Annotated in this window: 14 protein-coding genes and 2 tRNA genes; 2 read left to right on the top strand and 14 right to left on the bottom strand. The window is 33.3% G+C overall.

The window, feature by feature from the left end; genetic code table 11:
* Positions 1-2 precede the first annotated feature (2 nt).
* The 5 genes from FJR48_RS04805 to FJR48_RS04785 form a co-directional block, all read right to left on the bottom strand.
* Positions 3-713 (bottom strand): GNAT family protein, encoded by a 711-nt coding sequence (locus FJR48_RS04805; RefSeq protein ID WP_152307023.1) that lies wholly within the window; start codon positions 711-713, stop codon positions 3-5.
* Positions 714-716: 3 nt separating this feature from the next.
* The gene (locus FJR48_RS12440; protein WP_152307022.1) at positions 717-2,984 is read right to left on the bottom strand and encodes a methyl-accepting chemotaxis protein; all 2,268 of its coding nucleotides are present in this window, start codon (positions 2,982-2,984) and stop codon (positions 717-719) included.
* Positions 2,985-3,052: 68 nt separating this feature from the next.
* A complete protein-coding gene (locus FJR48_RS04795; RefSeq protein ID WP_152307021.1) occupies positions 3,053-4,147 on the bottom strand; it encodes a BatD family protein in 1,095 nt (364 codons plus the stop codon).
* On the bottom strand, positions 4,128-5,552 hold the full coding sequence (locus tag FJR48_RS04790) for a VWA domain-containing protein (RefSeq protein WP_152307020.1): 1,425 nt from the start codon (positions 5,550-5,552) through the stop codon (positions 4,128-4,130). The genes FJR48_RS04795 and FJR48_RS04790 overlap by 20 nt, the downstream gene beginning before the upstream one ends.
* Positions 5,549-6,349 (bottom strand): VWA domain-containing protein, encoded by an 801-nt coding sequence (locus FJR48_RS04785; RefSeq protein ID WP_241856129.1) that lies wholly within the window; start codon positions 6,347-6,349, stop codon positions 5,549-5,551. Before FJR48_RS04785 ends, FJR48_RS04790 begins: the two co-directional genes overlap by 4 nt.
* Before the next feature lie 233 nt (positions 6,350-6,582).
* Here FJR48_RS04785 and FJR48_RS04780 point away from each other — a divergent pair.
* Positions 6,583-6,658: transfer RNA gene (locus FJR48_RS04780), tRNA-Lys, on the top strand.
* Between the two features lie 9 nt (positions 6,659-6,667).
* A tRNA-Glu gene (locus FJR48_RS04775) sits at positions 6,668-6,742 on the top strand.
* Between the two features lie 85 nt (positions 6,743-6,827).
* Here the strand turns inward: FJR48_RS04775 and hemC are convergent.
* The 9 genes from hemC to FJR48_RS04730 form a co-directional block, all read right to left on the bottom strand.
* Complete coding sequence (gene hemC / locus FJR48_RS04770; protein WP_152307018.1) at positions 6,828-7,787, bottom strand: hydroxymethylbilane synthase; 960 nt, start codon at positions 7,785-7,787, stop codon at positions 6,828-6,830.
* A complete protein-coding gene (locus FJR48_RS04765; protein ID WP_152307017.1) occupies positions 7,788-8,612 on the bottom strand; it encodes a DsbA family protein in 825 nt (274 codons plus the stop codon).
* Positions 8,569-9,012 (bottom strand): FxsA family protein, encoded by a 444-nt coding sequence (locus tag FJR48_RS04760; protein ID WP_152307016.1) that lies wholly within the window; start codon positions 9,010-9,012, stop codon positions 8,569-8,571. The genes FJR48_RS04765 and FJR48_RS04760 overlap by 44 nt, the downstream gene beginning before the upstream one ends.
* Positions 9,012-10,319: a proline--tRNA ligase gene (gene proS, locus FJR48_RS04755; protein WP_152307015.1), complete on the bottom strand. Its 1,308-nt coding sequence runs from the start codon at positions 10,317-10,319 to the stop codon at positions 9,012-9,014. Before proS ends, FJR48_RS04760 begins: the two co-directional genes overlap by 1 nt.
* Positions 10,319-11,599, bottom strand: a complete 1,281-nt coding sequence (hemA, locus tag FJR48_RS04750) for a glutamyl-tRNA reductase (protein WP_152307014.1) — start codon at positions 11,597-11,599, stop codon at positions 10,319-10,321. The genes proS and hemA overlap by 1 nt, the downstream gene beginning before the upstream one ends.
* Positions 11,599-12,486, bottom strand: coding sequence for a polyprenyl synthetase family protein (locus FJR48_RS04745; protein ID WP_152307013.1), 888 nt, complete (start codon positions 12,484-12,486; stop codon positions 11,599-11,601). The genes hemA and FJR48_RS04745 overlap by 1 nt, the downstream gene beginning before the upstream one ends.
* Positions 12,487-12,502: 16 nt before the next feature.
* Positions 12,503-12,916, bottom strand: coding sequence for a hypothetical protein (locus FJR48_RS04740; protein ID WP_152307012.1), 414 nt, complete (start codon positions 12,914-12,916; stop codon positions 12,503-12,505).
* A 36-nt stretch (positions 12,917-12,952) separates the two neighbouring features.
* Positions 12,953-13,267, bottom strand: coding sequence for a thioredoxin family protein (locus FJR48_RS04735; RefSeq protein ID WP_152307011.1), 315 nt, complete (start codon positions 13,265-13,267; stop codon positions 12,953-12,955).
* A gap of 93 nt (positions 13,268-13,360) precedes the next feature.
* Complete coding sequence (locus tag FJR48_RS04730; protein ID WP_152307010.1) at positions 13,361-14,569, bottom strand: M48 family metallopeptidase; 1,209 nt, start codon at positions 14,567-14,569, stop codon at positions 13,361-13,363.
* Positions 14,570-14,592 lie beyond the last annotated feature (23 nt).

The raw sequence follows: 14,592 nt of genomic DNA, 5'->3' as shown, positions 1-14,592 counted from the left end.
CTTTATTTTTCAGACATGTGTATGAATCTCTTTAAAAACTCGTCTCTGCTGTAAACTTTAGCACCGAGTTTTTTCTTGTACTCCATATGAGGATGCCCGAGATTCCAAAACAAGTATCCATTTTTTTCCAAGTACTGTGCAAGTAAAACCATTTGAAGGTTACCAAAATTGTTATACTCTTTATCTCTAAGGCTAAAACCGCTGAGACTTGTATATATGCCACCTGTTTTATAACCTACTTCGCCCGCAACTAATTTTTTTGTAGATGAGCATAACACTTCAAAACTCATAATTTCAAAATCATCTCTATCTTCGTTAGATGCATACAAAGACATTAAAATATCTTTATATTTTCCCTTTAACCAGTTGTATTTATGCAGTTTATCTATGGATTCTAAAACATTATGAAACTGAGTGTTTTTTGTAAAAATATATTTATCAGAATCCAGAAGTTTTTTTACTTTTTTAGATATGTGAAGTTCTTTAAAGTCTAAAACGGCATAGTCTAGTTGAAGCTCAGGAAGCAAAACTAAACCGTCTTTTGTATCATAAGTAGTTGAGATAAACCCAAGTTGTGCGAGTTTTATATAAAACTCTTCACTCCACTCATCACTCCAGTAGTAGTTATTTTTGGTATTTTTACAGATAACCTCTTTGAAGTAAAAGTCATCTTCAAAGAGTTCTTTAGATAGGTAGTATATTTTGTCTTGCAAAACTTATGTGTTGTAGTCGTTTAACATTTTGTCCAAGTTTGCAGTCATCTTAGATAACTCGGATGATGCATTGGCAATATCTTCTATACTTCTTTTGTTTTGAGACGATATATCTTCAATCTCATTAACTTTATTTACCATAGATTCAACCGTTGCCGAATTGTTTATATATCCCGTTACGGTCTCATCAACTTGTGTTATAGACTGTTCAATCGACTCAACACTTGTATTTATATCTTCTTCGGCTTTAGATGCATACTGAGACAAACTCTCCATCTCTTTAGCATTTGTAGAGATGCTGTCACTTGCATCTATAACCGACTGAACGATAACACTGATAGTAGCATTAATCTCTGAGAGTGATTTTTGCGTGCGTTCTGCCAGTTTTCTAACTTCATCTGCAACTACGGCAAATCCACGACCGTGTTCACCCGCACGGGCAGCTTCTATAGCTGCGTTTAAAGCTAAAAGATTTGTCTGGTCAGCAATATCGGATATAACTTCAAGTACACTTTTTACTTGTTCGGCATCTGAGCTTAACTGCTCCAGCCTGTGTGATAGTTGCAGTTCATCATCTGCACGATGTTGTACTTCGTTTGCAAGATGTATAATTTGATTATTTACATTACGAAGAATTATACCTGCAGAGTTAATATTCTCTTTAGTTTGTTTTGCTTGCTCAACTGAACTTGTCAATATATCTCTAAGGTTGTTTCCTTCTGTTGATACAGCCTCGACAATCTCACTTTCTTGCTGAGCTTTTTCTTGCATATTTATAGATGTAGTCGAGAGTGTAGATGCTATAGAAGTATTTTGTGACGATGAATTTTTTGCTTCAGATACGGTTGTTTGAACTTTTTTAATAAAATCGTTTATATTTGTAGCGACTTCAGATATTTCATCACCTTTTGGTACGGAAATGCGCTGAGTCAAGTCACCCTCGCCTTTTGCCAAATCATATGTAGCATCTTGAAGTACTTGAAGTTTACTCACTACTATTTTTTGTATCAAAAACGCACTTAATACGAAAAAGACTAAAAACAAGCCTACCGAAATCATTAAAATAGCATCTCTTAACTCATTAACGTTATCTAATACTTCTTCCTCTTCAATCTCAACGATAATACCCCATTTTTTTCCAAAAACATTAAGAGGTTCATATGAACTTATAACACTGACACCCATATCGTTATTTATAATCCAACTGCCGCTTTTACCTTCACGAATTGCATCCACCGATTTTGATTTTATTTGAACGGTACCGATAGTCGTTCCTGAATTAATAACATCTTTATCGGTAATATCTTTTAAAAAACGACTGTCGTTTTTCATATATCCGTCATTTGAAACTAAATTTGCAATACCAGTTTTTCCAAGACCAGCTTTTTCATAGTTTCCATGAAAGTTCATAACATTGTTTATCTTAGAACGCGGTAGTTGGAAGATTACGGCACCTTCAAAATCTTTTCCGAAATTAAGCGGAGATGCTAAAAATAGACCTTGGTCATTGAAACTAGGCTCATAAGGCGAGTAATCGGAAAATGCAACTTCACCTCTTTGGGTATTTTGGATTTTTTTGAAGACTTTTCCAAGACCGCTGTTTGCATATACGCCTCTTAAAATATTTGTTCCAAAATCTTTTTCTTTAGCTACGGAATAAACTATATCACCGTTAGAATTTACCAAAAAGATATCATATAATCCGTAATTGTCGAGTATATGTTTATATGTAGGATGTACTTGTACATGGTTAGGCGAGTAAGTATCTTTTGACTCTTTGTTCATAAAGAGTTTATCTTTTTCACCGACCGGATATTGATTTTGTATTATATAAAGATATTGAGCTACAAGTGCACTTTTTGATTTAGGAAGATATTCTTCTGCTGAGCGTTTTGGGGCTGAGTTTTTGACCTTATAATTTATTTTGTTAATATATTCGTTCTTATAATGTTTAATCAACTCTTTTTTTATTGTTTCCATATCAACTTCATCATAGTCTTCAAGTTCTTCAAAGCCTTCATCCAAAGTCCATAAAATTTGAGTAGTTGCATTATCCGTACTTTTGGCAAGCAAAAGGTTTTTTACTGATGAGAAAAAATCGTTTATATGTTCTTTTTTAGACTCTTTTACGGCATCTAGTAAATCAATATTACTCTTAACCAAAGACTCGGTTGCACGTGATACAGATATATAAAGTATACTTGATATAACTACAAAAATAGCCACGGCTATTAAAGAAGTAATTCTAAATTTTATACTTTTTGTGTTCATTATAATATCCCCAAATGTTTTTTTATTTCGTAATGTAGCCGTATTGTACAAGATTTTTTATAAATATGCTATTTACTAAGTTGTTTTTTAGCTTCTAATAAAGACAACTCTTTAGATTCAAGCTTTTTTATCAAGTCACTGTATTTTACAGAATCTATAATTATTAACAATACTAATAACTCATCCAAAGTTTTACAAGATTGTACTTTATGAGTTAAATCACCTTTTTTTTCGTCTTTGGAATTTTTACTTATTTTTATTTTACCTGCTAAAAAACCACTGATAAAAATTAAAATATAGTACAGATACTCTGTTTTAAAAATATTTCTTTCCTCTTTAACATCATCTAAAAGATCTTCTTTTTTATATAACTCTTTTACCTTTACTTCAAAAGATTTTATCTCATATGATTTTAAAGTATTTGATTTTTTCTCATAAAACTCATAGCTAATATTTGGAAATTCAAAGTTTTCAGATGAAACTATGGCGAATTTTTGACTCCATTTTCCCTTATAACCATCTTCTGTCAACACATAATTCTTTTGTGCCCTAGATGTAAATACTTTTGCACCGGGTATTTTTAAATCTATATCTTCTAGTTTATCAAGATTACCCGTACCCTCTATGATTAGTTCAAAATGGTAAGGTTCATAAGCATCGATGCTCGTTTTATCTTTTTTTACTTTAAATTCAAAATCACCAAGAAGCGTAATATCGTTTGCTAAGACATCGATGCTCAGTTTTTTCTGTTTTATAAGTTTTTTGCTAAATTGTTCATAGTCGGCATTGTCACGACCAAGTACAGTATTGTTTATGGAGTCTTGATTTGTTTTTTTCATCAAAACATCAAAATTAAATTCTATTAAGCCCGCTTTTTTTAAAAAAGCGACAAATTCAAAATCATTTACGCGTTTGCCGTCTATGATATTTTCACTCTCGCTTAAGAGATAAATATCGTAATCTTTGTAAGTACCTACAGGATTAAACTCTATTACATGTAGCTCGTCTCTTGAATTAAACTTACAGCTATAGTGTAGATGCACGGCTTCATTTACATATGCTTGTTTTTTATTTATAGACGCACTCCAAATGTACTCTTTGGCATCTAGGTTTATAAAAATTATTATTAGTATTATCAGTATCTTACCAAGGTTGTTTTTCACTTACACCCCTTTTATTTATTAACTCATATTGACGCGAACTTAGTTTTGCCTTTCCATTACTCATATCTACGGAGCTTTGATTTGATTTTACTTTTTTTCCGCTGTTATCGCTTGCGGAACTTGAGGCTGCACTTACATTCATATTTGAGCCGCCACCCTCTTTTTGCTTTTCACTTGATTCTTTTTGTTTGGCATCTGAAGATTTTTTTACACTTTTTTGCTGACCCGTACTCATCTGTTTCTCTTCATCTACGTCTTTTATAAAATAAAGATTTTCATCCGCTTCCAAAGAGTAATGAAGTGTAAGTGATTTCATATAGTTCTCCCTAGCTTTTTTAAACTCTTTTAGCCTTACGTAGCTGTTTGCAATGTTATAAAAAACTATAGACTTATCTAAAGCATCGCTAGAGCGAAGTTGTTTATACTTTTGCAGGGCTTTTTCATACTTACCCTCAGTATATAATCTATTTGCCTCATAAAAGCTTTTATAGTCAAATGCTTGCACATCTACACCGATTAAAATTAAAAAAGCTATAACAAATCTTTTTAGACTTGTAACACTTACTAAAAAGCTTAGTATTGCCAAAACAATAAAATAATAAAAAAGTTCCTTATTTTGAACAATAGTGACCTGAGTATTAATATTTGCCTCTCTTTGGGATGATAATGCCGAGATTATATCACTAAAGTTTGTACTATAGACTCCACCTGTTGCATCTGCTATAGTTTTGATGGCAGAATTTGCTCGGCTTACTACAATATCACCTTTTTCATCTTCAAGCAAATCTCCGTTTTTTAGCTTAAGAGTCGAACCGCTATTTGTCGCTAGCATCATAATATTTACAGTCATTTTATTTTCTTTTGCAAACTCGGATTCATCACTGTAGTTTAATTCATCCCCGCCGTCGGTTAAAAGAACAACTGAAAGTTTTTTACTTTTAGATAATCTTCTCGCTAGTTTTAACGCAGGCATTACACTGGAGCCTTTAGTTACGATAAGTGATTCATCCAAAGAGTTAAACAGATGCAAAAGCAGTTCACTGTCTTGTGTAAGTGGACTAAGCACTATTGCATTTGTTGTAAATCCAAGTACTCCAAATCTTGTTTTTGTATTATTTTTTACGAGATTAGAGAGATACTCTTTTGCACTAGAGAGTCTGTTTGGACTTATATCCTCTCCCTGCATCGAGTAGGACAAATCAACACCTATGACTACATCATTTAAAGATTGTTTTGTTTTTATAGGTTCTTGTTCTATTACAGGTCTGCTAAGTGCAATAACAATAAAAATAAATGTAACAACATATCCGTATGTACTTGGATTGAACTTTTTATAGTCTTTTTTTACATACACGGCAAGTAAAAATAAAAACAACCAAAAAAATTCAGGATTTAAAAAGTTCATCTTTTTATCTCCCTGTATATTAAGTAGATTAAAAGTGCTGTAGCTAAGAGTAAAAATATCTCATAAAGATAATCTTTTAACAAATACTCTCTGCTTTTTATCTTTGAACTCTCCAGTTTATCAATATTTTCATATACCGCTTTTAACTCTTTAGCATTGGATGCATAATAAAAATGTGCATCACTATCTAATGCTATTTTCATAAGTAGGGATTCATCAGCCTCACCTTTTTTCCCAATGGCAATCGTATATATCTTAACATCTTTATCTTTTGCTATTTTTACCGCTTCTTTTGGGCTTATCGTTCCGCTATTGTGTTCACCGTCACTAAGGAGTATTATTATCTTACTTTTTGCACGTGAGTGTTTAAAAGCACGCACACCTATAGCTATAGCTTCACCGATTGCCGTATTTTGTCCTGCCATACCCTGAGTCAACAGATCAAGCATATCTACAATAATATTTTTCTCATAAGTTATCGGAGATGCAATAAAAGCAAAATCACCAAACATTACTACACCTATATTATCGCTTTGTCTTGTATTTATAAAACTTTTTGCTATATGTTTTGTTATTTCAAAGCGGCTTTTTCCCTTTAACTCTTCCTCATCCTCGGCAAAACCGGATGAGTTCATAGAACCGCTTGCATCTATTGCTAAGACTATATCTTTTCCGTGACGGTTAAGAGGGTTTGTTTTATCTATTAAAATAGGGGAAGCTAAAGCTACGACCAAAAATATAAAAATCAGTATCTTTATTATCCACTCTATATTTTTTAAACTTTTTTTTGCACTCATAAGGTGTAAGTGAACAAAAAAAATACTCTTTGAATATTCCTTACATCTATATAGGCAATATATAATCGGTATCAGTAACAATATAAACCAAGGGTACTCAAAAGAAAAATAATTCATGTTCGCATTTTACCCAAAATGTAATGTTTTAAAAAAATTTAGAAATTTGTCAAAAAAACTCTTGACATTAAAAAATGATTTGTCTATAATTTCGACCTCTTAACAAAGAGAATAACGTCTTGTTAGCTCAGTTGGTAGAGCACGTCACTTTTAATGATGTGGCCTCAGGTTCGAATCCTGAACAGGACACCATTTTTTTAAGGCCCCGTCGTCTAGCGGTTAGGATCCATGGTTTTCATCCATGTTACAGGAGTTCGATTCTCCTCGGGGTCACCACTAATTTTTTTAAAACAATCAAACAACTTTTAATAAACCTGTTTCATTCTCCTAAGAAGATAATCCCCATTATCTTCTTGTGTCCTTATAATCTTTGAGGCATCTCTTCTTTAAATGCAGTATCTTCGGCACGTTTAAGTAGTTCCAGTGCCCCGTTGTCTATCATCTTTTGAGCTAATTCACTACCTAAATTTTCACACTCACTTGCATCACAAACTACTTTTTCCTGCATCACGTTTGTGCCATCGGGAAACCCAAGCATAACTCTAAAAGTAATCTCATTTGCATTTTTAACGGCATTACAAGCAACAGGAGCTGAACACCCTGCTCCGATTTTAGATATAAAGTCTCTCTCTATTTGAGTACAGATAAATGTATCTTCATCTTTTAAAGACTCTGCTATTTCGCGTACTTTATCATTACCTTGAACTATCTCTATACCAAGTGCTGCCTGACCCATAGGCGGTATCATCATATCAAGTGATAGTTTTTGCGTATGAGGTATATCTTTTAGTAAGTCTAATCTATGCAAACCGATGAAAGCTAATATAATGGCATCATATTGCCCTTCTGCTAGTTTTCTAAGTCTGGTATTTACGTTTCCACGTAAATCTTTTACTTTTAAATCAGGTCTTTTTTGTAAAAGCTGCATACGGCGTCTAAGACTTGTTGTTCCAACTACTGAACCTTGAGGCAGTTCTTCCAGACTTTTATACTTATGAGATAAAAATACGTCACTTTGATCTTGACGCTGTGTTACGGATACAAGTTCTAAACCATCAGGTATATATGTCGGTACATCTTTTAAAGAGTGTACTGCCAAGTGTGCATTGCCTGCAAGCATCTCATCTTCAAGTTCTTTTGTAAAGTGACCTTTTCCGCCTATTAAAGCAAGTGGTTTATCCAAAACCTTATCACCGTTACTTACTATTTTGTTTAACTCAACTTCTATATTCGGAAATGAAGCTTCCACCCTTTCTTTTACATGATAAGCTTGCCATAAAGCTAAATCTGAAACCCTTGTCGCAATTACGAGTTTATCCATCTATTTTACACCTAAATATTTTTTCTTTGATTTATCTTTTACACCGTCAAAAAATATTGTCGGTGTACCTTGAACCATAACGTCATCTGCTATATTACGATCTTGTTCAAAATGTTTAACTACACTCGAATCTTTTAAATCTTTCTCGGTTATTTTTGTACCTACTGCATCGTTAAATGCTTTTAAAATTTTGGATACGTTACGTTCTTTTGAATCAAGTTTGACATTGTAGAGTTTTAAAACTACATCCTTAACGCCTTGAAGTTCTGCTGCTATAGCTGCTTTTGAAAGTTCAACTGCAGCCGGATGCAATGACGGCAACGGAAAATGGTAATAATAAAGAGCAAAATTCTCCGGTTGCTTTTTCATATATTCTATCGCTTCTGGAACATAAGAGCGGCAAAACGGGCATAGCGGGTCGGAAAATATAGCTACTTTGTGCTTGGCATTTTCATTTCCGTAAATAAGATTTTCTTTTTTATAGTGCTTAGCTTCTAATTTTGGAGAGACACTGTCTTTTAATGATTTATTTGTTTTTATATCGATTAAATCAGGAGACATCACTATTCCGTTTGAAAACCATATCATCTTCTGTTTAACTTTTCTATCACCTTTAACCGTTGCATCAACATCAACGATAAAAGCTTCCCATTGCGGCATTTGCTTTATTTTTACTTTTGAACTTACACCAATCTTTATAGATTTTATATTTGGATTACTTTTAAAATTTTTATATAAAAAATCTTCAACTTGTTTATTGCTTGTAGCATAAACAAACGTACTACTTAGTAGAGTTATCGCTAATAATTTCAACATCAATGACATCTGATTCCTTTGTAATATGTGAGTTATACGAATTAAATTCTTGATCTTCTTTTCTACATGAGTTAGTCTTATGCATTTGATATCTATTTACAAACATAGTAGTAAAAACACTAAACTGCATAAGTACACCGAGGATATCTGTTAAAAAACCCGGTATTATAAGAAAAACGGCACCGATTAAAGTAAAAAGATTTAAACTTTGGAACTCCTGCAAGTCTATACAGTTATAAGAGACTGCCGTAAGATTTTCACGAAGAGACTCTTTAAAATTTACTAATATGTATATGCCTATAAAAGCGCTTAGAAGTATTTCAAAAAAAGTCCATAATCCACCTATATACGATGAAATATTAACCGATAAAAGCACCTCTAAAAACAGATAAACGATAAAATATATCATTAAATTAATTCCATAATTTTTTTATAAATCTCTCCCGAGGGTACAGAAATTTTTTCTCTTGTAGCTCTGTTAAATATTTGAACTATACCGTTTTCTAACTCTTTTCCAATTATAACAGTGAATGGAAAACCAATTAACTCAGCATCTTTCATTTTAAAACCAAATCTATCTTTTCTGTCATCAATCATAACTTCTATATTTTCACCTAAAAGTTTTAAATAAAGTTCTTCACCTAAAGTATTTTGTGCTTCATCTTTAACATTTGAGATCATAATATTAATAGTATAAGGAGCAGTCTCCTTGGTCCAAATACAACCGTTTTCATCATGATGCTGTTCAATTACGGCTGCAACAAGACGAGATACACCCATCCCGTATGTACCCATTATAAAGGGTTTGCTTTTTCCTTCTTCATCCAAAAACTCTGCTTTTAAGGCTTTTGAGTATGTAGTACCTAGTTTAAAGATATGCCCGACCTCTATCCCTTTTGTAAGAGAGAGTTTACCATCACAGTGTGGACAGTTGTCATCACCTTTTAACTCTTTTATATCACTAACACTGCTTGCATCAAAATCTTCACCGAGTTCTTCCATATCCATAAAAACTTCTATGTTCGCACCATACTCACATTTGTCACACACGGCAATAGTATCTTCACCGCTATCTGCAAGCACCATTAACTCTTTTGAACCTGTTCCACCGATTGCACCGCTATCAGCTTCAACAACTCTAAAGTCAAGTCCAAGACGTTTTATAATTCTTTTATATGCATCTTCAAGTGCATTAAATTCTCTATCTAAATCTTCTACAGATGCATGAAAACTGTAACCGTCTTTCATAATAAATTCACGCCCGCGCATAAGACCAAAACGAGGTCTTACTTCATCACGGAACTTTGTTTTTATTTGATATAGATTTAATGGAAGGTTTTTATAAGATGTTATACGATTACGAACTAAATCAACCATCATCTCTTCATGTGTAGGTCCAAGAACAAAAAGCTTTTCTTTTCTATCATAAAATCTTAAAAGTTCTTTTCCAAACTTATCTATCCTACCACTCTCAATCCATAAATCACTCGGAGCAACAAAGCTTAACTCAACTTCTTGTGCACCCACATTTGCCATCTCTTCATGTATAACGTTTTCTATTTTTCTTATTACTTTTTTAGCTAAGGGCATATAAGAGTATAACCCCGAAGCGACTTGCGAAATAAAACCCGCACGCGACAAAAATATATGACTAGCCAGTACCGCATCACTAGGTGCTTCTTTAGTTGTTGGAATAAATGCCTTAGATCTTCTCACTATTTTTTCTCCATATTTTTATATTTATCAGGAATACTGTCATTTTCACTGTTTGCAAGCATCTGCATAACACCGCTTATACTGTCTGACTTTGGCTCTGTTGATACTTCACGCATCTTTGATGTCATATCGTGAAGAAATCTTTTTAATGTTTGTTCAGCCATCTTTTTAGCCTGAACCTCATACTCTTTAGGTAAATAACCGTTGTTAATTGCACGTTTTGATTCTATCTCAGCCGTTTTATATGCTTTTTTATAAATATCTTTTATCATAGGTTCAACATTTAAAGCATCCAACCATTCAAAAAATTCTACAACGCTACGACCCACTATTCCGTGAGCTTTTCTGGCTTCACCCTCTTTTATACCTTTGTTCTCTTCTACGATAGATTTTAAATCATCAACAGTAAAAAGCTGTATCATACCCGTATATGAACAGCTTATATCTCTTGGAACGGCAAGATCAAACCAAAATCTTTGGTAGTTACACAGTTTAATCATATCGTCTGTGATAATCGGAGTGTTTGAGCTTGTAGCCGTATAAAGTATTTCAAATTCATTCACTGCTTTATCAAGCTGACCGTAGTCGTAAACTTTTGCACCCACTTCATCTGCGAGTATTTGTGCTTTTTGTTTTGTACGATTCATTATATATACGTCGGCACCGTGGGAAATCATATGTTTTGCAGTTATCTCACTCATCTCGCCTACACCGATAACCAAAGTTTTTTTACCTTCGATATCGTCTAAAACAGACTTTAGTTTTGAAACGGCAACAGATGCAACCGATACCGGTTTTGAAGATATATCTGTCATATTTCTGACTTTTGCGGCACACTTAAAAGCAGACTTTACCGCACGTGCTATCTTTTTATCACAGTGACCTTTATCATAAGAGAATCTAAATGCATCTTTTAACTGACCCGCGATCTGCGTCTCTCCGATTACTATTGAATCAAGGGCGGATGCTACCGAGAAAAGATGATGAATAGCAGTAGAGTCATCATATACGTCAGCTCTTTCCTGAAGCTCTTCAATAGATATGCCGGCCCTCTCGCTTAACATGTTAAACACGTGTTCTTTTGCCGCAACAATATCGCTACATGAACAAAATATCTCCATCCTGTTACAGGTTGAGATAAGGATAGTTTCGTTTATCTCATCTGAAGAGTTTAGTTTTGTAAGACAGCCGTTTACACTTTTCTCATTTGGATATGTTAACTTCTCTCTAATCTCAATAGTCGAATTTTTATGTGAAAAACTTACCGTTAAATAATGCATCAGAAACTTCTTTTTATCATTGAATCTAGTATAGCTACAAGCTCGGCATCTGCAGACATAACGCCTTTAGCTTCATCTGAAAGCAGTGCCGCCAACTCAAAGGACTGTTCTACCGTTTTATATTCTTGCATTTTCTCTTTTATCCAAACACTGTCGTTTTCATCTAATTTTTTGGCATGAAGAGACTCAAGACGTTTTTTATCCGAATCATCCAACTTTCTATGAAGATAGATATAAGGCAGTGTACATTTACCTTCTACAAAGTCATTTAGTGCAGGTTTACCAAGAGTAGCAGAATCTTGAGTGATATCTAAAATGTCATCTATAATTTGAAAAGACAGACCAAGGTTTTTACCATAGATTGCATGAGCTTCTACATCTTTTCCTACAAGCATTGCCGCAGCTGCAGCAGCAGCTTCTATAAGTGTAGCAGTTTTTAGATAAAGCATATCGAGATATTTGTCTTCGTCTGCATTAAATTCATCAGCCATTTTAACATCCATCATTTCACCCTTGGATAATGCCGTTACAGATGATGCTATAGTTTTTGCGATATCTTTATCAAAATTAACAAGTTCGGTAAAAGCTTTTGAATATAATATATCTCCAAGCATTACCGCCGTTTTACTGCCATCAGTCGCATTAACCGAAGCTACGCCGCGGCGAGTATCTGCTTCATCTATTACATCATCGTGAAGCAGACTTGCTGCATGTATAAGTTCAACTATTGCAGCTAAAAGCGGAGCCATTTCATGATTTGAAGCTATTTTTAATATTAGCTTTGCACGAAGTCTTTTTCCACCGCTTAAATTTTTAAATAGGCGTGTAACTTCACTATAGTCACACTCGTCTATTAGCCTTAGTATTTCATCTTCTACTCTTTGCATCTATCCTCTTTAGCTCTTATTTTATCTCTTTTAAACTAACGTTTCCTGCATCGTCATACAAAAATAGTTTAAAAATTGCTTCATCTGTTTTAAAATCAAAATCTTCAAACTTGACAAGTATATACGGCAAATTATAATACTTACCCGCACCAGGCGATTTAAGTTCTAATCTAAATGAATTATTTTTATATCTTTTATAAAGTATATTTTGCGAAATTATCTTATCATACGACCTATGGATAACCAATCCGCCGTTTTTATACAGTGTCCATCTAAATTCAAAAAGTTTAATAATGTTGTCGTATTTTACAAGAATTTTCTTTTGTTCATCCTTTTTTAGCTTAATAACTTTCGTTTGTTTAAAATCAAGCCCATAGACAATACCGTGTAAAAGACTTAAAACCAAAAAAAATCGTAAAAAAATTCTCAAAATTATTTAATCCATAAAATTTAATCGGATATTATACTATTTACCCAATAACTTTTCAATATCTTGCGAGAGCATAACGCCTATACCGTTAAAAAGAACCTCTCTTTGATTATTAAAAATTATCATAGTCGGTGTCTGGTAAACATCATAATATTCTACTGCAGATTCATTTTCACTAACATCGATTGAAAGTATTGATACATCGTTATGGTCTTCTTCTATATCCTCAAGTTCCATCTCTAAAGCTGAGCAGGCATCACAAAGCTCGGATGTGAACTGTAAAATAACAAAGTTACCTTTTTCAAATTCGGCATCCATTACTATGTTTAAATCATTTTCAATCTCTATCATTTTATCCCTCTAATTACGTAATTACAAGGGATATTATAGCTAAGTAATATTTACACTTTAAGTGCATAGGTCAAGAAAATCTATTAAGCGAAGTTATATATCTACTCCAAGTTCACGAAGTCTTTCCATTACAGGCGGATGCGTATAATGAAAAAACACATATAAAGGATGCGAAAGAGGAAAGCTTTTATTTTCTTCAACAAGTTTTTTTAGTGCATTTGCAAGCTCTACTTCACCGCCTGCACCGCCTAGTTCACTTCCCATCCTATCTGCTTCATATTCGTTATGACGGCTTACTATCCCCATTACAGGCATCATTATAAATCCAAGAACAGGCATAAAAAGCATAAGTAAAATCATGACTAAATAAGGTTCTTGCGATATTCCAAGTTCAAGATAAAGCGACTCGGGAAGGTTACCGAAGATGCCAAACATAACAAAAAGCATACCCCCGACAAGTGCAATGTTTTTATAAATATCTCCGTGTGCAAAATGTCCCAGTTCATGTCCAAGTACTGCAAGTAATTCTTTTGTAGTAAGTTTTTCAATGAGCGTATCAAAAAGCACTACTCTCTTAGCTTTTCCAAAACCGCCGAAATATGCATTTAATCTTGAGTCACGTTTAGATGCATCGCTTACAAATACACCTGAACTTTTAAAGCCTGTTTTATCCATAAGGCTTTTTATTTCTGCATCCAGTTCTTCATCTTTAAGCGGAGTCAGTTTGTCAAAAAACATTGCACGAAATGCAGGGTATAACATATTTATAAGTACTACAACTGCAAAAATAAATAAAAAGCTCCATAACCACCAAAGTGTAAAGCTTGATATAATTTCATAAATACCCCAAACAACCAAAGAACCAAAAATCAAGGTCATCACAAAACTTATTAAGGTATCTTTTACCCATAAGCCCATACTGGATTTGTTAAACCCGTACTTAGCATCCAGTACAAACTTTTCATAGTAAGATACAGGAAGTGACAATATAGAGTTTACAATTACAAAACCCATAACAATTGCTATATTTAAAACAGCTTCATTTTCAAAGAATATGTTATTTGATAAATATGAAATACCAAAACTCATCCATGCAATGAAAAACAGATAATCAAAAAATGTCGTAAAAATAGATAGTTTTTCTTTAGCTACCGAGTAAGAAGCAGCTTTTAAAAATTCACTCGGACTTAACAGTACTGCTTCTTTATTTTTAACTTCATTAATATAACCTATCTGCATAATACTCACATATATAGAGATTAGTACGTAAATAGAATAAACTGTGACAATTGTCATTAACATATATTGACCTTCATAAAATTTTT

The organism is Sulfurimonas lithotrophica, assembly GCF_009258225.1.
In the GTDB taxonomy this organism is placed as follows: domain Bacteria; phylum Campylobacterota; class Campylobacteria; order Campylobacterales; family Sulfurimonadaceae; genus Sulfurimonas; species Sulfurimonas lithotrophica.
Note: the sequence above shows the minus strand (reverse complement) of the source record. Positions and strands in the feature narration are given on the sequence as shown.